This window comes from Leucobacter sp. Psy1, from assembly GCF_020096995.1.
Lineage (GTDB): Bacteria > Actinomycetota > Actinomycetes > Actinomycetales > Microbacteriaceae > Leucobacter.
In genome coordinates this window covers 95,177-111,900 of the sequence record NZ_CP083692.1, presented here as the reverse complement: position 1 = coordinate 111,900, position 16,724 = coordinate 95,177, and the positions used below count along the sequence as shown (strand labels likewise).

Annotated in this window: 18 protein-coding genes; 8 read left to right on the top strand and 10 right to left on the bottom strand. The window is 67.9% G+C overall.

What is annotated here, in order from left to right:
• Window positions 1-54 precede the first annotated feature (54 nt).
• Genes K8P10_RS00560 through K8P10_RS00550 form a run of 3 tightly spaced genes read right to left on the bottom strand, consistent with a single transcriptional unit; the run spans window position 55 to window position 2,113 of the window.
• Window positions 55-765: a hypothetical protein gene (locus K8P10_RS00560; RefSeq protein WP_224779862.1), complete on the bottom strand. Its 711-nt coding sequence runs from the start codon at window positions 763-765 to the stop codon at window positions 55-57.
• Window positions 766-767: 2 nt separating this feature from the next.
• Window positions 768-1,712, bottom strand: a complete 945-nt coding sequence (locus tag K8P10_RS00555) for an ABC transporter ATP-binding protein (protein WP_224779861.1) — start codon at window positions 1,710-1,712, stop codon at window positions 768-770.
• Window positions 1,709-2,113, bottom strand: a complete 405-nt coding sequence (locus K8P10_RS00550) for a GntR family transcriptional regulator (RefSeq protein ID WP_224779860.1) — start codon at window positions 2,111-2,113, stop codon at window positions 1,709-1,711. The genes K8P10_RS00555 and K8P10_RS00550 overlap by 4 nt, the downstream gene beginning before the upstream one ends.
• A 171-nt stretch (window positions 2,114-2,284) precedes the next feature.
• Between K8P10_RS00550 and K8P10_RS00545 the strand changes: the two genes are divergently transcribed.
• Complete coding sequence (locus K8P10_RS00545; RefSeq protein WP_224779859.1) at window positions 2,285-3,490, top strand: hypothetical protein; 1,206 nt, start codon at window positions 2,285-2,287, stop codon at window positions 3,488-3,490.
• Here K8P10_RS00545 and K8P10_RS00540 read toward each other — a convergent pair.
• Both K8P10_RS00540 and K8P10_RS00535 read right to left on the bottom strand, forming a co-directional pair.
• Window positions 3,436-4,368 carry a carbohydrate kinase gene (locus tag K8P10_RS00540; RefSeq protein ID WP_224779858.1) on the bottom strand — a complete coding sequence of 311 codons (933 nt, stop codon included), beginning with the start codon at window positions 4,366-4,368 and terminating at the stop codon, window positions 3,436-3,438. The two genes, K8P10_RS00545 and K8P10_RS00540, sit on opposite strands and share 55 nt — an antisense overlap.
• Entirely contained in the window at window positions 4,365-5,432 is a 1,068-nt protein-coding gene (locus tag K8P10_RS00535) for a LacI family DNA-binding transcriptional regulator (RefSeq protein WP_224779857.1), read from the bottom strand. Before K8P10_RS00535 ends, K8P10_RS00540 begins: the two co-directional genes overlap by 4 nt.
• Before the next feature lie 237 nt (window positions 5,433-5,669).
• Between K8P10_RS00535 and K8P10_RS00530 the strand changes: the two genes are divergently transcribed.
• The 7 genes from K8P10_RS00530 (at window position 5,670) to K8P10_RS00500 (ending at window position 14,203) form a co-directional block, all read left to right on the top strand.
• Window positions 5,670-7,064: an MFS transporter gene (locus K8P10_RS00530; RefSeq protein WP_224779856.1), complete on the top strand. Its 1,395-nt coding sequence runs from the start codon at window positions 5,670-5,672 to the stop codon at window positions 7,062-7,064.
• Window positions 7,057-8,553, top strand: coding sequence for a glycoside hydrolase family 32 protein (locus K8P10_RS00525; RefSeq protein WP_224779855.1), 1,497 nt, complete (start codon window positions 7,057-7,059; stop codon window positions 8,551-8,553). The genes K8P10_RS00530 and K8P10_RS00525 overlap by 8 nt, the downstream gene beginning before the upstream one ends.
• Before the next feature lie 125 nt (window positions 8,554-8,678).
• The gene (locus K8P10_RS00520) at window positions 8,679-9,944 is read left to right on the top strand and encodes an ATP-binding protein (RefSeq protein ID WP_224779854.1); all 1,266 of its coding nucleotides are present in this window, start codon (window positions 8,679-8,681) and stop codon (window positions 9,942-9,944) included.
• Window positions 9,941-10,735, top strand: a complete 795-nt coding sequence (locus K8P10_RS00515) for a response regulator (RefSeq protein ID WP_224779853.1) — start codon at window positions 9,941-9,943, stop codon at window positions 10,733-10,735. The genes K8P10_RS00520 and K8P10_RS00515 overlap by 4 nt, the downstream gene beginning before the upstream one ends.
• A 53-nt stretch (window positions 10,736-10,788) precedes the next feature.
• Complete coding sequence (locus K8P10_RS00510) at window positions 10,789-11,571, top strand: cyclase family protein (RefSeq protein ID WP_224779852.1); 783 nt, start codon at window positions 10,789-10,791, stop codon at window positions 11,569-11,571.
• Window positions 11,568-13,283 carry a thiamine pyrophosphate-binding protein gene (locus K8P10_RS00505; RefSeq protein ID WP_224779851.1) on the top strand — a complete coding sequence of 572 codons (1,716 nt, stop codon included), beginning with the start codon at window positions 11,568-11,570 and terminating at the stop codon, window positions 13,281-13,283. Before K8P10_RS00510 ends, K8P10_RS00505 begins: the two co-directional genes overlap by 4 nt.
• Window positions 13,283-14,203, top strand: a complete 921-nt coding sequence (locus tag K8P10_RS00500; protein WP_224779850.1) for an AEC family transporter — start codon at window positions 13,283-13,285, stop codon at window positions 14,201-14,203. The genes K8P10_RS00505 and K8P10_RS00500 overlap by 1 nt, the downstream gene beginning before the upstream one ends.
• Before the next feature lie 9 nt (window positions 14,204-14,212).
• Here the strand turns inward: K8P10_RS00500 and K8P10_RS00495 are convergent, their stop codons facing one another.
• The 5 genes from K8P10_RS00495 to K8P10_RS00475 all read right to left on the bottom strand — a co-directional run bounded on the left by K8P10_RS00495 (window position 14,213) and on the right by K8P10_RS00475 (window position 16,709).
• The gene (locus tag K8P10_RS00495; RefSeq protein ID WP_224779849.1) at window positions 14,213-14,626 is read right to left on the bottom strand and encodes a hypothetical protein; all 414 of its coding nucleotides are present in this window, start codon (window positions 14,624-14,626) and stop codon (window positions 14,213-14,215) included.
• Between the two features lie 28 nt (window positions 14,627-14,654).
• Window positions 14,655-15,440 carry a uroporphyrinogen-III synthase gene (locus tag K8P10_RS00490; protein ID WP_224779848.1) on the bottom strand — a complete coding sequence of 262 codons (786 nt, stop codon included), beginning with the start codon at window positions 15,438-15,440 and terminating at the stop codon, window positions 14,655-14,657.
• Window positions 15,441-15,646: 206 nt separating this feature from the next.
• Window positions 15,647-15,907 (bottom strand): hypothetical protein, encoded by a 261-nt coding sequence (locus tag K8P10_RS00485; RefSeq protein WP_224779847.1) that lies wholly within the window; start codon window positions 15,905-15,907, stop codon window positions 15,647-15,649.
• The gene (locus K8P10_RS00480) at window positions 15,904-16,365 is read right to left on the bottom strand and encodes a phage holin family protein (RefSeq protein WP_224779846.1); all 462 of its coding nucleotides are present in this window, start codon (window positions 16,363-16,365) and stop codon (window positions 15,904-15,906) included. The genes K8P10_RS00485 and K8P10_RS00480 overlap by 4 nt, the downstream gene beginning before the upstream one ends.
• The gene (locus tag K8P10_RS00475; RefSeq protein WP_224779845.1) at window positions 16,362-16,709 is read right to left on the bottom strand and encodes a YtxH domain-containing protein; all 348 of its coding nucleotides are present in this window, start codon (window positions 16,707-16,709) and stop codon (window positions 16,362-16,364) included. The genes K8P10_RS00480 and K8P10_RS00475 overlap by 4 nt, the downstream gene beginning before the upstream one ends.
• Window positions 16,710-16,724: the final 15 nt, after the last annotated feature.

Genomic DNA, 16,724 nt, shown 5'->3' with positions numbered 1-16,724 from the left:
AACCGGGCGGCCGAGATGTCGACTTTGATCGTTATCTTGATGTGCGCCGATGACTCACCGCACGGCGGTCCGCCGCATGCACAACCAGGTGCCGAACATCGCGGCGGCGGCGACGACGACCGCGACGAGCGCGACGCGCGGGCGGGTGATCCCCGCCACGATCTCGTTGATCTGCGGCACCACGATGAGCAGCGCGATCACGAGCAAGAGAACGACGGCGAGCGCGACGATGGTCGGGCCCTTGGCACCGAATCTGACCCACACTGCACCGAAAGCACCTCCGACACTGAGCGCGACCAGGGTTCCCAGGAAGACGGCCGGGATGAGGACGCCGAAACTGCCGTTGCCGAACGCGACGTTATCAAGCGCGTAGGCACCGAAGAACCAGTGGTTCGTCGCCAGCTCCAGTGCGAGCAGCGCGGTCATGATGACCGTGACGTAAGCCGCGATCGTCACGTTGGCGAGTGCGGTACCCAGTACGTACGCTCGGCGCGACGATCCGAGCGCGAGCGCATAGGGGAAGGTCGTGGCGACCGCCTGGACGCCGAAGTACACGAGGAAGCCTGGCAACGACCACACCATTCCGAGGTTCTGACGCGCGCCGTCCGCATACTCGGCACTTGCGGGATCGAGTCCGGCGCGCATGAGGATCGCGGCGATGATCCAGGTGACGACCAGCACGAGGGCCACGATGAGCAGCGGGGTCCCCAGCGAGACGAGTGGTTTGACGAAGTGCAGGCGGGTCACGTTGAGTGCGCGTTGCATGATTAGGCTCCGTTCGTTGCGGGTGCGGCGGTCGCTTCGGGCTGGACCGCGAGTTCGTCGGGCTGGTGCTCGACGTCTGCGTCGTCGAATCCGTAGGCGGCGACGAGCTCCTGCAGACTTACCGACGTGCACTCGAGACCGAGCAGCCCTGCCCGCTCGCGATCCGTCGCGGTCAGTCGTCCCTCGACCACCGCGGTCGCGAGACCTCCGACGCGGTGTCGGCGCAGCACGCGAAGGTTCGCCGTGTACTCGGCGACGGCCTCCGCCTTGCCGGAAACCTGGTGAGCGGTGCCGCGCAGGTCGTCGATCGCAGCATCCTGCACCACTCGGCCGTCGTCGAGGATCACGACGTGCTCCAGGAGGCGGTCCATCTCGTCAATAAGGTGCGTGGAGAGGATGATGGTGCGCGGATGTTCGGCATAGTCGCGGAGCAGCACGTCGTAGAAGCGGGTGCGCGCCGTCGCGTCGAGTCCGAGGTAGGGCTCGTCGAAGAACGTGACCGGGGCGCGCGATGCGAGCCCGATGACGATCCCGAGCGAGGAGAACTGACCCCGCGAGAACTTCTTGATCACCACTTTCTGCGGAATGCGGAAGGCGTCGACGAGCTCCTCGGCGAGTGCCTGGTCCCAGTTCGGGTAGAACATGCGCGCCGCGCGCAGCGCGTGCTTGGCTCGGTAGTCGTCGGGGTAGCGCTGGTTGTCGCGGATGAAGCACATTTGCTCGAGCGTGGCCGCCCGCTCAAAGGGCTGCTCGCCGAAGACTCTGACCTCGCCGGAGGTCGGGCGATCCTGTGCCGTGACGAGCGACATGAACGTGGTCTTGCCTGCCCCGTTGCGGCCGAGGAGACCGGTGATGGTGTCCTTTCGGATCTGCAGGCTGACATCTTCAAGGGCCGGGGTGCCGCGGTGTCTGCGGGTGAGGCCTCGGGTTTCGATCGCGATGGTCATGATCCCCCCTCTGGGTTTCGGGTTGCTGCGTGGATGTCGGTGCGGGTGCGCGCCCGTTCCGCGACGAGGTCGGTGATGGCGGAGGCGTCCAGGCCGAGCGCCGCCGCCTCATCGAGGAGCGGGTCGATGAACGCCGTGACGAGACCCTGCTGACGGGCGCCGGCGATGCGTGCCCTCGCGCCCTCGGCGACGAACATGCCGAGGCCGCGGCGCTTGAAGAGGACCTCGCGGTCGACGAGCAGGTTGAGCGACTTCCCCGCCGTCGCGGGGTTGATGCGCAGGTGCGCCGCGAGTTCGTTGGTCGAGGGCACCTGCTCCCCCTCCGCGTAGACGCCTCGGAGGATCTCGCCTGAGATCCGGTCGGCGAGCTGGAGGAATATCGGCCGGTCTTCGTCGAACACTCGGAACTCCTCTTCGCTGGTTCATTACTTCACTAATGAACCTACCCACCCCCGGTCCCGATTGTCAATCCCACCCCGTTCCCTCATAGGATGACCACACGTTGTTCGACGAACGTCGTCGGCCGAACTGTGAACCGGCGCGACGAAGCGCCGACATAAGGGAGACCCGCTGTGGACGTCATCACCTCCTACCTCGATACCCTCTTCGCACCGCACCCGGCCACCACGCGCATGCGAGAGGCGAGAACGCAATTGCAGGCGCTCATGGAGACCGCGAGCGCCGACGCCAGGGCGTCCGGACTCTCCGAGCATGAAGCCGTCGCGCGGGCGATCGCCGAGTACGGCGACCTCGACGAGATGGCCCCCAGGCTCGGCATCGCCGAGGAACTCGCCCGCGCCAGCGCGCACGCCCCTGCACCCGCAGCGACGCACGCCGCTGGTGACGGGCCGCGCGCCGCCATCGACACATCGGCGGATACGCAGCCCATCGACACCGACAGCCTCGACATCCCGCCCCCATCAGCGCTGCCAGCACCACCCGGGCCGCAGTCGGCTCCGGCGGCCATCCAGGATCCGGAGCCGGCGTTCCAGCCACCGCCAGCATCGGGACTCGCCCCCGTCACTCTCGATGAAGCGCGGGCGTTCGCCGAGGATGCGCGTCGTGCGCAGCGACTCCTCACCGTCGCGGTCATCCTGTTCGTGCTCTCGCCGACGGCGCTCATCGCGCTCCCCGTTCTCTCAGCGCTCCCCGGGTTCGCGCTCACCGACGCGGTGTCCAGCCTCATCGGGCTGTTCCTCCTCGCGGTCCTCGTGTTCCTCGGGGTCAGCGTCGTCCTCCGACGCAGCCGGGTGCTCCGGCCGCACCGACGCCTCATCGAGGGTCGCTTCGAGGAGGATCCCGCCGTCACCGCCTGGGCGCTTGAAGTCAGAGAGTCTGCAGAGGGGAGGCGCGCCCGCGCCCTCGTCATCGCGGTGGGCTGCTGGATTCTGAGCCCGATCCCGACGATCGCGAGCGGGGTGCTCGCCGACAGCGACGCCCCGTGGCCGCGCGAACTCGCGGGCATCGGCGTTCCCGGCACGCTGCTACTCGTCGCGCTCGGACTCGCGATCTTCCTGCCCACCGCGTGGCCGGCGGGCGTCGCCGAGACCTTGGAGGACGATCATGACCCCCACGCCGTCGACGACGACACCCCTGATCCCCCGGCGATCCGCGTGCTGAAGGCCGTGCTCTGGCCGTTGACGCTTGCGACCTATCTCGCGTGGAGCTTCCTCGGGAACAGCTGGGGCGTCTCGTGGCTGGTCTGGCCGCTCGCAGGTATCGTCTACTGGGCCCTCTCCTCCGTCGCCGACGCGTGGAAGGGGCGCTCCCCCGCGTAGGCGTCGAGCGCCGCACGGGTCGGAGGGTTCGCTCCCGCGACCGACACCGCGATCGCGGCGGCGCGCGCCGCGCGATCCAGTGCGCCCGGCAGACGGGACGCCATCGCGTCCGGCCCGAGCTCGAGGAGGCTCGACACGAGGCTCGCCATGAACGAATCACCCGCACTGATGGTATCGACGACGCCTCCGGCGTAGGCACGCACGCCCACCGCCCCGTTCCCCGCATCGCCTACGGCGCCGTCCGCACCACGTGTGATCACGACGATCGCCGGGCCGAGCGCCCGAATGTGCGCGAGCACCTGCTCCAGGCTGCGACCGGGATAAAGCCACACGACGTCCTCGTCGCTCAACTTGACGAGGTCGCACCTGGACGCGGCGGCCTCGAAGCGGGTGAGCGCGTCGGCGTGGTCGGGCAGCAACGACGGACGCACATTCGGGTCGAGGGTCACGAGCGTCGATGCGGGGAGCGACGCGAGCAGGTCGAGCACCGCCGCTCCTCCCGGTTCGACGAAGAGCGCGATCGAACCGGTGTGGACGACGGACGCTGCCGTGTCGAGTCCGCGCGGGAGCTCCCAGCTGAGGTCGAACCGGTACGTCGCCGACCCGTCGGGGCCGATCTCCGCATCCGCGGTCGACGTGCGCCGCGCAGACCATGACCGCTCGTGCAGGTCGACGCCCTCGTCGCGGACGTGCCTCGCGATCCTCTCCCCGCGCTCATCGCGGGCGATGTGTGTCAGCAACTGCGTCCGATGTCCGAGCCGTGCGGTGCCGATCGCGAGGTTCGCGGGGCTGCCGCCCACATACTCCCGATGGCCGTCCTCACGCCGCACGATGTCGATGAGCGCCTCCCCGATCACGAGGACTTCGGGTGCCGTCATGAGGTGATTCCCTTCCGAGGAGGCTGGGGGCCCGGGCTGATCTCGCCCGAACCGCGTTCGATGAGACTGGTCGGGAGCCGGACCGTCTGAGGGGCCCCGGTGTCCCCATCGAGCCGCGCGAAGAGCCGCTGGGCCGCTCGCGCGCCGATGCTCGAAGGGTCCTGAGCCACGACGGTGACCCCTGGCGAGAGAAGATCGGCCAAGGAGAAGTCGTCGAACCCGACGAGCGCGATGCGGTGCTCGAGCCCGCGGGCGTGCAGCGCTCGGACGGCACCGATGGTCGCGAGATTCTGTCCGGTGAGGATCGCCGTCGGCGGTTCCGGAGCGTCGAGCAGAGTGCCGATCGCCGCTTCGGCGGAGACGACACTCATCGGGCCGTTGAGCGGGGGGATCTCTGCAGTGGATCCGGCCTCGGCGAGGGCGTCGCGGAACCCGGCGAGCCGCTCGCCGGCCGTCTGAAGCATGAGGTCGTCGCCGAGGTAAGCGATCCGGCGATGCCCGCGAGTGAGCAGGTGCCGCGCAGCCATTGCGGCGCCCGCGCGGTTCTCGGTGACGACCGCGTCGACGCTGATGCCCCGCGCTTCGCGGTCGATGAAGACGATGGGCACCCCGCGCTGAATCTCGGGGAGCAGGTATCTCTGATTGGCGGTCGCCGTGGTCAGGATCAGTCCGTCGACCCTGCGGCGTAGAAATCCCCTGACCGTCTCAGCTTCTTTCAACGGATCCTCGTCGAGGCTTGCAGCGAACACTGCGACCCCGCGCCTCCGCGCTTCTGTCTCCACTGCACGGTGAATCGCACCCGAGAAGGGGTTGGCAACGTTGCCAACCAGCAGACCGATGGCGCCCGTCCGACCGTCCGACCGCTTCAGGTTCCCCGCATTGATGTCGGGTTGATAGTTGAGCTGAGTGATTGCGCGACGGACCCGCTGCTTCGTTTCCGAGGAGACGTTCGGCTCGTCGTTCACGACCCGGGAGACGGTCTTGATCCCTACACCTGCGAGCGCTGCGACGTCGCGCATCGTCGGTCGATCATTGCTCGCAGCTGCGATTTCGTGTTGAACCATCGTCGAGACCTCCCCGCCCCCACTGTAGTGCCGGAGCGCCGCCAAAGGGATGTACCGGTTCGGCCCCGGACACCGTGAGCTTCCCCTCATCAGCCGTACAGCAGCGCTCTCTTGACCTTTCGCAACTTCTTTGTCATGCTGTCGTCATTCGTCGGTAATGAACTCTACCGAAAATTGACAACGTTGTCAGTATCGAGCAACGGAGCCGACACCGTATTTCACAGAAGGCGGTCACAGATGACATCGATGACCCGGACATTCCGGAACACCTCGTACATGCAGAGCTCCCTCACGCTCCTGCTCTTTTTCGGCTCCTGGGGCATCTGGTGGTCGTTCTTCCAGATCTGGCTCAGCAACGAGCTGCAGTTCGACGGTACGGAGATCGGCACGATCTACTCCGTGAACTCGCTCGCGACGCTCGCGGTCATGTTCGTGTACGGCACGCTGCAGGATCGGCTGGGCACGAAGCGCACGCTCGCCATCATCGCTTCGATCGGCATGGCGGCCACGGCACCGTTCTTCATCTTCGTGTACCAGCCCCTCCTCGAGAACGCATTCATGATCGGCGTCGTCGTCGGCGCGGTCGTCCTCTCCGCGGGATTCATGGCCGCGGTCGGGCTCTTCGAAGCGCTCGCCGAGCGGTTCAGCCGCACCTACGGTTTCGAGTACGGGCAGGCCCGCATGTGGGGCTCGTTCGGGTACGCGATCGTCGCACTGCTCGCCGGAATCCTGTTCAACATCGATCCGAACCTCAACTTCGTACTGTCCTCAGTGCTGGGCGTCGCCTGTCTCCTGATCCAGCTGTTCTGGAAGCTTCCGCCCGAACTCTCCGCCACCACCGAACGGCCAGTGGCTGGCACGACCCAGGCGACTGGCACGGAGCCCGGTCCGAGCGATGCAACCGCCGGCGCCGTCGCCGCGGAGCTCGCGGAGGAGCGTGCTCAGCCCGCGACCCCGGGATTCCGTGAGATGGTCGGACTGCTCAAGTTGCCGGCGCTCTGGGCGGTGATCGGCGTCGTCCTCTTCACGTGGACGTTCTATACCGTGTACGACCAGCAGATGTTCCCGGGGTTCTACACCGGTCTTTTCGCGACTCAGGAGCTCGGAAATCAGGTCTACGGGGTGCTGAACTCCGCCCAGGTCTTTCTCGAGGCGATCATGATGGGGGTGATCCCGATCCTCATGCGCAAGATCGGCGTCCGGAACACACTCATGCTCGGGATCCTCGTCATGAGCCTGCGCATCTTCGGGTCGGCCGTCTTCACCGATCCCACCGTCGTCTCCGTCATCAAGATGTTCCACGCGATCGAGGTCCCGCTCTTCATCCTGGCGATCTTCCGGTACTTCACGCTGCACTTCAACTCGGCGCTCTCCGCGACGCTCTACATGGTCGGGTTCCAGATCGCCTCGCAGGTCGGCAACGTCGTGCTCTCGACCCCGCTCGGCGCCCTGCGTGATCAGCTCGGGTTCCAGCCCGTGTTCTTCCTGATCTCGGGCATCGTGCTCGTCGCCGGTGTCATCGCGTTCTTCATTCTGAAACGAGACGACGAGGACGTGTTCGGGGATCCCCTCACCGAAGCCGTCGAAGTCATCAAGATCAAGCCGGCCCGAGAGGAGCAGACCGATGCGTGAGCAGATCGAGCACGCCGAAACCGCGAATCGCGAACTGCGCGCGCAGCGCGTGGACCGTTGGTATCCGAAGTTCCATATCGCGGCACCGGCCGGGTGGATCAACGACCCGAACGGACTCTCCCACTTCCGGGGGCGCTTCCAGGTGTTCTTCCAGCACAACCCGTTCGCTCCCGTGCACGACTCGATGCACTGGGGCCACGTCTCGAGCGCCGACCTCGTGACCTGGAGACGCGAACCGATCGCCCTGGCGCCGAGCGTACTCGAGGACCGTGACGGCGTTTTCTCCGGGTCCGCCGTGGTGAGCGATGACGATCGGCTGATCGCATACTTCACCGGTCATCGCTGGCGCAACGGCGTCGACGAGGCCGAGGGCAATCTGCAGGTCCAGTGCATGGCGGTGAGCGACGACGGTGTCACGTTCGAGAAGCAGGGCGTCATCGTGGACTGCCCGGAGGACCTCCTCCACTTCCGGGATCCGAAGGTCTGGCGTACCGACGGCACCTGGTACATGGTGTTCGGCGCGTGCTCGGCCGAGCACCGCGGCGAGGTGTGGTTGTACACGTCGCAGGACATGTGGGAGTGGGAATTCGCGCGCGTGCTCTTCCGGGATCCGAATCCGGAGGCGTTCATGCTGGAGTGCCCCGACATGTTCCCACTGGAGACAGCGCACGGGGTGAAGTGGGTCATCCTGTACTGCCCGATGGGGCCTTCACCGTCCGGCTACCAGGCGCGGAACCAGCACAATGCTGGATACGTCGTCGGCGACTGGACGCCGGGCGGCGAGTTCGTGCAGCTCACCGACTACCGACCGGTCGACTGGGGCGCGCAGTTCTACGCGCCCCAGACTTTCGAAGCGCCGGATGGGCGCCGGATCGTCTTCGGCTGGATGGGGCAGTTCGGGTCACCGTTGCCCTCGGTCGAGGACGGCTGGAACGGGCAGCTGACCGTGCCGCGCGAGCTGACGCTCGACGACGATCTGCGCCTCATCCAGCGACCCGTCGAGGAGTTGGAGCAGCTGCGTATCCACAGTACGGACCTGGGTGAGGTCTCGCTCTCCGCGGAAGAAGACCGGCTGTTGCTCGACGACGTCGACGGAGCCGAAGTGGAGCTCGAACTCGATCTCACCCGGACGGATGCCGAGCGCGTGAGCCTGGCCGTGAACCGCACGGTGGACGGGCACGAGACGCTCGTCTCCTTCGACGACCTCTCCGGACGGGTCGCTGTCGACCGGCGCGCTGCGGGTGCAGGACCTCGCGGATATCGGGCGGCCCCGGTGCCCGCAGGAACCGAGCGGCTGCGACTCCGCGTCCTCATTGATCGGGCCTCGGTCGAGGTGTTCGTGAACGACGGCGTCGCGGCCGTGAGCTCGTTCGCGTTCCCCGCCGAGGGACCGAAGTCGATTCGGCTGACCGCCGAATCCGGCAGGGCTGAGGTGACGAGCCTCCGCGTGCATCGGCTCGGATCGATCTGGGAACAGGACCGCGACTGACCGATCGTCCCGTCCTGGGCTGAGCGGCGAGTCTGAGCGGCGAGGCCACACGGCGGGCCGGCCCACCCCCTCGGTACACTGGGCTGCACGGATTCAGTGCTGACTGCGGCGGAGGGGGACGGCTCATGGGTATCGCCCCCGTGCGTCCTCGCGGGCGCATCGCGCGGCTCGGCATGCTGCTGCTGCCCTCGATCATCGTGCTGCTGTGCGTGGGCATCACGGCGGCGATCGCGGTCTCGGTGCAGGAGCACAGCATTCGGGCGGCGACCACCGAACGGGTTGTCGACGTCGCCACCCACCTCGCCGAACTCGACCAAGTGCGCGACGCCGTCCTCCGAGATCGTGAGACCGCGACGGCCGAGCTGCAACCCCTCACCGATGTGGTGCAGCGCGCTGCCGGCGTCGACTACGTCGTGATCACGGACGACGCGGGGATCCGCATCACCCACCCGACCCCCGCCGAGCGAGGCAAACCCGTCTCCACCGACCCCTCGCGCGCGCTCGCGGGGGAGACCTACGTCGACACCGAAGCCGGTACGCGCGGGCTCACCCTCCGCGCCAAGACCCCGGTGCTCGACGACGACGGCAATGTGATCGGCATCCTGTCCGTCGGCATTCTGGAGTCGCGCATCTCGGAGGACTTCGGCGAGGCGGTGGCCGACCTGCTCCCCTGGATCATCGGCGCGCTCCTCGTCGGCACGCTCGCGAACACTCTGGTGAGCGCCGCGGTCCGGCGGCGCTTCCGCGGCGCCGACGAGATGACGCGCGAGATGGAGCATCAGCGGTCGACCACTGCTCTGCTGCGCGAGCAGACCCATGAGTTCCGCACCCGCCTGCACGTGCTCCACGGGCTCATCTCGCACGGCGACTCGGGCGAGGCACTGCGCTACATCGAGGACATCGCACCGGTGCAGACCGCCACCGCCGACGACGGCGTGGACATGCATCCGTTGATCCGCGCCGTGACCGAGGCCCTGCGCTCAGAGCTCGCCGATCTCGGCACCACCTTCAGCGCCGACGTCGACCTCCGCACCCCTCCCGATGACGACCTCATGCTGGTGATCACCAATCTGTGCCGGAACGCGGGCGAGGCCGGGGCGTCGCGCGTACGCCTGCACCTCGTCGAGACCGAGCATTCGGTCCACGGCACGGTGGACGACGACGGGACCGGCATCGATGCGGCGCAGCGGTCGCAGGTGTTCTCGCTCGGATTCTCGTCGAAACCCGACCGGAGCGGTGTGGGGCGCGGCATCGGGTTGAACCTGGTCCGCCGCCTCGTCACCGACCGCGGGGGCACCGTTGAGATCGGGGAATCGTCGCTCGGGGGCGCCCGATTCTCCTTCGAGATGCGGATGCCGGCGTGGTCGGCAAGCGCCGAGGAGCAGCGATGAGCGTCGCACCGATCCGGACCCTCGTCGTGGACGACGATGCCGGGGCACGCGCACTCCACGGGCGCTTCGTCGATGAGGCGCCGGGGTTCGCGCTCGTCGGCACTGCCGGCACGGGTGAGGACGCGGTGGCCCGCGTGCGGCGGGGCGGCGTGGACCTGGTGCTGCTCGACATGCAGATGCCGGGCATCAGCGGCATCGAGGTGCTCCACCAGTTCCATCAGGATCCGAGCACGGCTCCCGCCGTGCTCGTGATCAGTTCCGCCCGCGATCAGGTCACGGTGCGGCAGGCTCTGTCGGCTCGGATCGTCGGGTACCTCGTGAAGCCGTTCACGCAGGAGGCGCTCGCGACCAGGCTCCGGTCGCTGCGTGAAGATTGGGACCGTGATGCGCCGGCCGAGCGGGACCATCTGCTCGGACAGGGCGACATCGATCGGATGCTCGGCGTAGGACGAGTCGACCCGCGGACGGCACCGATCTCGGTGGCGCGGCCCGTGGGCGGCGGAGCGACCGACGCTGCGGGTGCACCGACCTCGACGTCGGGGATCCCGGTGATCACGCCGAAGAAGGGGATCTCGGAGGTGACGCTCCGGCAAGTCCTCGCGGCACTCGACCACACTCGGCCGACCTCGTCGAACGAGCTCGCTGAGCGCTGCCAGATCTCGCGCGCCACCGCCAGGAGGTATCTCGATCACCTGGTGCGCTCGGGCGCGATCTCCCTGTCGCACCGCTACGGTGCCCGGGGCAGGCCCGAAGTGCTCTACCGTCTCGCCGTGCCGCCGGTCGACCCCTGATTCCAGTCGAGCGCTAGGCTGGAGGCAGTACCCGACCCCGCCGAGGAGGACCCATGACGCTCATTCCCGAACTCCTGTCGGCCATCGGGTCTGGCTCGCTCCGCGTCGTCGACCTCACGAACCGTCTCCAAGCTTCGACACCTGCGCTGCGGCTCCCCGAGCCGTTCGCGAACCTCATCGACTTCTCGCTCGAGACGGTCAGTGCCTACGATGAGCCCGGCCCGTTCTGGAAGCACGCGAACATTCACACGGGAGAGCACGTCGGCACGCACATCGATGCGCCCGTCCACTGGATCAGCGGCAGGGACGGGCACGATGTCTCGCAGCTCCCGCCCGAGCGCCTCGTCGGACCGGCCGCCGTGCTCGATTTCACGGCGGAGGCCACGGAGAACCCAGACTTCCTTCTCGACATCCCGCACGTGCAGGCGTGGGAGGAGACGCACGGAACCTTCGAACCCGGTACCTGGCTGCTGCTCCGCACCGGCTGGGATCGCTACGCCGAGGACGAGCGAGCATTCCTCAACGCAGACACGACGGGGTCGCACACTCCGGGATTCACGGCGGCATGCGCCGAGTGGCTCGCCGGGCGGTCCGAGATCTCCGGGGTGGGCGTGGAGACGGTGGGCATCGACGCGGGGCGCGGTGCGGAGCTGATCCCGCCTTTCCCCGTGCACTACCACCTGCTCGGCGCAGACAAGTACGGCATCACCTCGCTCCAGAATCTCGGCGAGCTCCCCCCGAAGGGTGCAGCGATCATCGTCGCCCCGCTCCCCATCGTGGGCGGTACGGGCAGTCCGGCTCGCGTGTACGCGCTGGTCGAAGCCGCGACCCGGTGACCGGGGCCGCTGCCGCCGAGACGGCATCCGTCGCGGTGCTCGTCGGGCGGGCGCTCGCCCGCCTGGGCGCCGGTCACTGCTTCGGGGTGGTCGGATCCGGGAACTTCCACGTCACGAACGCGCTCCGCGCATCGGGGGTTCCCGTCACCGCAGCCAGGCACGAGGGCGGGGCGGCAACCATGGCCGACGCCTTCTCACGCATGAGCGGGACCGTCGCGCTCGTGTCCGTGCATCAGGGGTGCGGTCTCACGAACGCCGCAACCGGCATCGGCGAGGCGGCGAAGAGCCGCACCCCGGTGATCGTGCTCGCTGCGGAGGCCGGCGGGGCGCGCTCCAACTTCGCCATGGATCAGACGGGATTCGGTCGCGCTCTCACCGCTGAGTCCCATCGCGTGACCAGTCCGGAGACGGCGCTCGACGAGGTCGTCGCGGCATTCGTCACGGCTCGCGACGATCGCCGGACGGTCGTGCTCAACCTCCCGCTCGACGTGCAGTCCGCCTCCGCCCCCGCCGAGGCACTCGCGACGCTCGAGACCCTCCTCGCACCGCCTCCACCGGCTCCGCGGGAACCGGCCCCTAGAGACGTATCGGCGCTCGCTGACGCACTGCAGGCGGCCCGTCGCCCCGTTCTCATCGCCGGCCGCGGCGCCAGGGACGCATCGGGTCCGCTGCGCGACCTCGCGGAGGCGAGCGGCGCGCTCCTCGCGACCTCGGCGGTCGCCAATGGTCTCTTCGCCGGCGACCCCTATTCGCTCGGGATCTCCGGGGGTTTCGCATCACCCGTCAGCGCTGACCTCATCGCATCAGCCGATCTCATCGTCGGAGTGGGGTGCGCCCTCAACATGTGGACCACGCGCCACGGGCGCCTCATCGCTCCCGCTGCCACTGTGGTCCAGGTCGACGTGGAGGCTGAGGCCCTCGGGCTCCACCGGCCGGTCGACCTCGGCGTCGTCGGCGACGCCGGTGCGACCGCGCGCGCCGTGACCGCGCTGCTCCGCGACCGCACCCCCTCCGGACCGGCCTCGGACGCCACATACCGCACCAGCGAGGTGCGCGAGCGCATCGCTGCAGGATCCCGCTGGACCGACGTGCCCATCGATCCGGCACTCCCGGAGATCCCGGGCGGTGAGCAGCGCATCGACCCACGGCTCCTGAGCGCCCACCTGGATCGCCTTCTCCCGCCCGAGCGCATCGTCGCGGTCGACTCGGGCAATTTCATGGGCTATCCCTCCGCGTATCTTGGAGTGCCAGACGAGTTCGGCTTCTGCTTCACCCAGGCGTTCCAATCCGTCGGGCTCGGCCTCGCGACCGCGATCGGCGCCGCGATCGCCAGGCCTGATCGCCTCCCGGTGCTCGGCGCTGGCGACGGGGGCACGCTCATGGCGATCGCGGAGCTCGAGACGGCTGTGCGCCTGCGGATCCCCCTCGTTGCGATCATCTACAACGATGACGCCTACGGGGCGGAGGTTCACCACTTCGGCCGCGAGGAGGATCTCTCCACGGTGGTCTTCCCTCCCACGGACATCGCGGCCATTGCTCACGGGTTCGGAGCTGAGGGGGTGACGGTGCGCGCGGTGGAGGATCTCGCCCCGCTCACCGACTGGTTGGAGCGGCGAGCGCGCGGCGAACGCGTGCCCCCGATCGTCATCGACGCCCGGATCGCCGACGACGGTGGGTCCTGGTGGCTCGCAGAAGCGTTCAGGGGGCACTGATGCTCGGCATCATCCAGGGGTTCACCGTCATCCTCGGCGTCATCGGCGTCGGGTATCTCGCCGGCCGGTTCGGGGTCGTCAAGGGCGAGCAGCGACTCGTCCTCAACCGTGTGGCGTTCTCCGTCGCGACCCCCGCCCTGCTCTTCACGGTGCTGCACCGCAGCGACCCCTCGATCATCGTGTCGCCCGTGATCCTCGTGACGACCGTCTCCGCGGTCCTCGCGGCTGGTGTCTTCGTTGCGGCCTCGCGGCTCTGGTTCAAGCGCGACATCGGCGCCACGACCCTCGGGGCCACGTGCGCCGGATACGTCAACTCGAACAACCTCGGTCTGCCGGTCGCCGTCTACATCCTCGGCGACGCCGCCTACGTCGCACCGCTGATCCTGGTGCAGCTGATTCTCTTCGCCCCCACCATCCTCGCCATCCTGGAAACGACGCGCGGCAATCAACGCGGGGCGCTGCTGGCGCTCGGGCGGGCAGCCTCGAACCCGATCATCCTCGCGTCGTTGGCCGGCCTCGCGTTCGCGCTCATCGGGATCCCCGTACCGGAGATCGCGCTCGCACCGATCGAGATGATCGGGGGCGCCGCGATACCGATGGTCCTCCTCAGCTTCGGGATCTCCCTGCACGGGCAGCGCGCACTCCGGCGCGGCAGTGGACGCGCAGCGGTGTTCACGGCGACGGGGATCAAGCTGTTCTTCATGCCGCTCGCCGCGTGGGGGCTCTCGGTCGCATTCGGGCTGTCCGCCCATGAGACGTTCGTCGCAACGATCATCGCTTCGCTTCCGACTGCGCAGAACGTCTACAACTATGCGGCCACCTATCAGCGCGCGGAGATCATGGTGCGGGACACCGTGCTCGTCACGACGTTCGCCTCTCTCCCGGTCATCGCCACAGCGGCCTGGCTGCTGCAGTCGTAGCCGCTCGCGCTACGGCGTCTCGGTGGTGAAGACGCCGTTCTCGCCAGGCTGCTCGAGCCGGAGGGCGCGCACCAGATCCGCGGCGTGCCCGGTGGAGACGATGACGCGCACGTGATCGTCGAACCCCTCGGGAGCGCCGGCCGGGGCTTCCTCGAGATCGATGACCACCGCGTGGCGCCCCTTCCGCAGGAGTGCGAAGTCCTTCCCGGAGAGGTGCCGCCACGTGCCGAACGCGGTCCGTCCGAGAATGCGGCTGCCGAGCACACGGGAGCCGCGCAGCCAGACCCAGGGGTCGTCGGTGATGATCGCCGACGTGATGCGCGACCGATCGATCACCAGGTCGCCCCGATGCATCGCGAGCACCTGCTCGGCGCGGGTGAGCTGGATGACGAGCCGATCTGCGTGCACCTGGAGTCTTGCCATGAACTCCAGTCTGCCCGGTCGGGGTGAACTAGTCGAGCATATCGCTCTGATCGATCACCGACTCGACCGTTTCGATGAGCGCGTGCTTCATCTCGGACTCGACGTGCTCGGCCGTGTGCCTGACGCCCGAATCGATCGCGGCCTCGTGGGTGTGGGGGCCGACGCACGCGACGATCGTGTGCTCGGGGATCTCGGGGAACTGCTTCGCCACCTCCCGGGCGATCGCCGGAGATGCGATGAGCAGCGCGTTGATGCGGCCCGACTGCACGTCTTCGCGGATGTGCACCGAGGCCGGAACACCGACAGTGCGGAACGCGACGACCTGCGTCACATCGTGCCCGCGACTGATGAGTCCTTCCGTCAGCACCGGCTTCGCCACGTCGGAGCGCAGCGTCAGCACCTTCAGCACCTCATCGGTCTCGATCTCGGGCCACACCTTCAACAGACCCTCGGTCGTGTTGTCGCCGTCCTGCGGCGTGCGAGCGACCTCGTAGCCGGCAGCCTCGAAAGCCTGCAGCGTCGCCTCACCGACGACCGCGACCTCGGTGTGCTTCGGAATGACCGCCTGGTGGTGGGCCAGCACGTCCACGACCGTGGCGCTCGTCGCCGTCATCCACTGGAACTCGCCTGCCTCGAGGCGGTGGAGCGCGTCGACGAGCTTGTCCTCCTCGCTCGTGTGACCAAAGTCCACAAGCGGAGCGATCACTGTGCTCGCGCCCTGTTCGCGGAGCGCCTTGGAGACCAATTCACCCCAGGTACCACCGCGAGGCACGAGGACCCGGAGACCGCTGAGCGGTTTCGCCTCAGCCGACATAGACTCCTCTTCACTCGCTCGAACCACACTCGGAACGCTCCGGCGACTCAGAAGTGAGACGCCGGTCGCAGCCCAGAAAGCTCTGCTTCCGCTGAACCCTATTCTTACCCCGTGCCGCGCTAGACGCAAAACGCGGCGCCCCACGACGGGGAACGCAATCGAAATGTGACCCGATCGACGGTGTTACGGTCGCTCGGGTCGCCGATTCATTCCGCGAACTTGCGGGCGACAGCCACCGAAATCTTCCAGACGGCGAGCCCCGCGATCGCTGAGGCCCCGGCGACTCCCGCGGCGAACCCCAGCGGGTTCTCCCGCTGCTGCGTCGCCATTCGCGCCTTCGCGCGGGCTACGGCATCGTCGAAGCGTCGCGCGTAGTTCAGGCGGTCCCGCAGATGCGCGAGGGTGTCGTACAGTTCAGCGCGCACCGCTTCGGTCTCGGTGACGCTCTCGACTCGCTCGTGACTCATCGCCAGTTTCCCTTCTCCCCGACCCGGGGCAGTTCGCTGCCGCCGGCAGCAGGCGGATCCTCCGCGTTGATGCGCACCTCGGACATGGCCTTGGCATCGTCCTCGAAGCGGTGGAGGGTCTCCGTGGGCACGGGAACGTTCTTCTTCATGAGCAGGATGCCGCCCAGGATCGCGAGCCCCGCGAGCACGAGCAGGCCGACCGCGACGACGAGAGCAGACAGCCATACGGGCCAGACGACGGCCACGCCCGCGATCGCCGCGACGACGAGCGCCTCGAGCGCGAAGAACACGAAGAACAGGGCGACCACCACGGCGACCGCGCCGATCCCGAGCTTCTTCGCCTTCGCCGTGACCTCGCGCTTCGCATTCGCGATCTCGAGCTTGACGAGCTGGATGATCTGGTGGGGCAGTTTCGCGAGGAGTTCGAACGTGCCCGGCTGGTCGGAGCGACGACTCATTTCTCGTCCCGCTTCGACTGCTGCCCGGTGCTCCCCGACTTCCCGGTGCTCCCCGACTGAGCCCCAGTCGAGTCCGAGGTGGAGTTCACGCTATTCGCGGCGCCCTTCGCGGAACCGATCACGGTCGAGAGGGCATCCTTGCCCGCACTGAGCGCAGCGGCCTTGACCTCTTCGAACTTCGCCGTCGCAGCATCCTGGACGATCGAAACACCGTTCTGCACGGGATCGGACTCCCAGGCCGCCTTCGCCCCCGACTTGATCTTCTCGTAGCGGGCACGACCGGCACGGGCTCCCAGCACATACCCGACGGCAGCTCCGAGAACGAACGCGACTTTGCCTTTCATCTTGCCTCCAGAGAT

Coding starts and splice junctions, on each gene's coding strand:
- K8P10_RS00510 (WP_224779852.1), top strand. CDS start 10,789: ATGACGCTCATTCCCGAACTCCTGTCGGCCATCGGGTCTGGCTCGCTC.
- K8P10_RS00490 (WP_224779848.1), bottom strand. CDS start 15,440: ATGTCGGCTGAGGCGAAACCGCTCAGCGGTCTCCGGGTCCTCGTGCCT.
- K8P10_RS00555 (WP_224779861.1), bottom strand. CDS start 1,712: ATGACCATCGCGATCGAAACCCGAGGCCTCACCCGCAGACACCGCGGC.
- K8P10_RS00525 (WP_224779855.1), top strand. CDS start 7,057: ATGCGTGAGCAGATCGAGCACGCCGAAACCGCGAATCGCGAACTGCGC.
- K8P10_RS00475 (WP_224779845.1), bottom strand. CDS start 16,709: ATGAAAGGCAAAGTCGCGTTCGTTCTCGGAGCTGCCGTCGGGTATGTG.
- K8P10_RS00520 (WP_224779854.1), top strand. CDS start 8,679: ATGGGTATCGCCCCCGTGCGTCCTCGCGGGCGCATCGCGCGGCTCGGC.
- K8P10_RS00480 (WP_224779846.1), bottom strand. CDS start 16,365: ATGAGTCGTCGCTCCGACCAGCCGGGCACGTTCGAACTCCTCGCGAAA.
- K8P10_RS00535 (WP_224779857.1), bottom strand. CDS start 5,432: ATGGTTCAACACGAAATCGCAGCTGCGAGCAATGATCGACCGACGATG.
- K8P10_RS00530 (WP_224779856.1), top strand. CDS start 5,670: ATGACATCGATGACCCGGACATTCCGGAACACCTCGTACATGCAGAGC.
- K8P10_RS00540 (WP_224779858.1), bottom strand. CDS start 4,368: ATGACGGCACCCGAAGTCCTCGTGATCGGGGAGGCGCTCATCGACATC.
- K8P10_RS00500 (WP_224779850.1), top strand. CDS start 13,283: ATGCTCGGCATCATCCAGGGGTTCACCGTCATCCTCGGCGTCATCGGC.
- K8P10_RS00560 (WP_224779862.1), bottom strand. CDS start 765: ATGCAACGCGCACTCAACGTGACCCGCCTGCACTTCGTCAAACCACTC.
- K8P10_RS00485 (WP_224779847.1), bottom strand. CDS start 15,907: ATGAGTCACGAGCGAGTCGAGAGCGTCACCGAGACCGAAGCGGTGCGC.
- K8P10_RS00495 (WP_224779849.1), bottom strand. CDS start 14,626: ATGGCAAGACTCCAGGTGCACGCAGATCGGCTCGTCATCCAGCTCACC.
- K8P10_RS00515 (WP_224779853.1), top strand. CDS start 9,941: ATGAGCGTCGCACCGATCCGGACCCTCGTCGTGGACGACGATGCCGGG.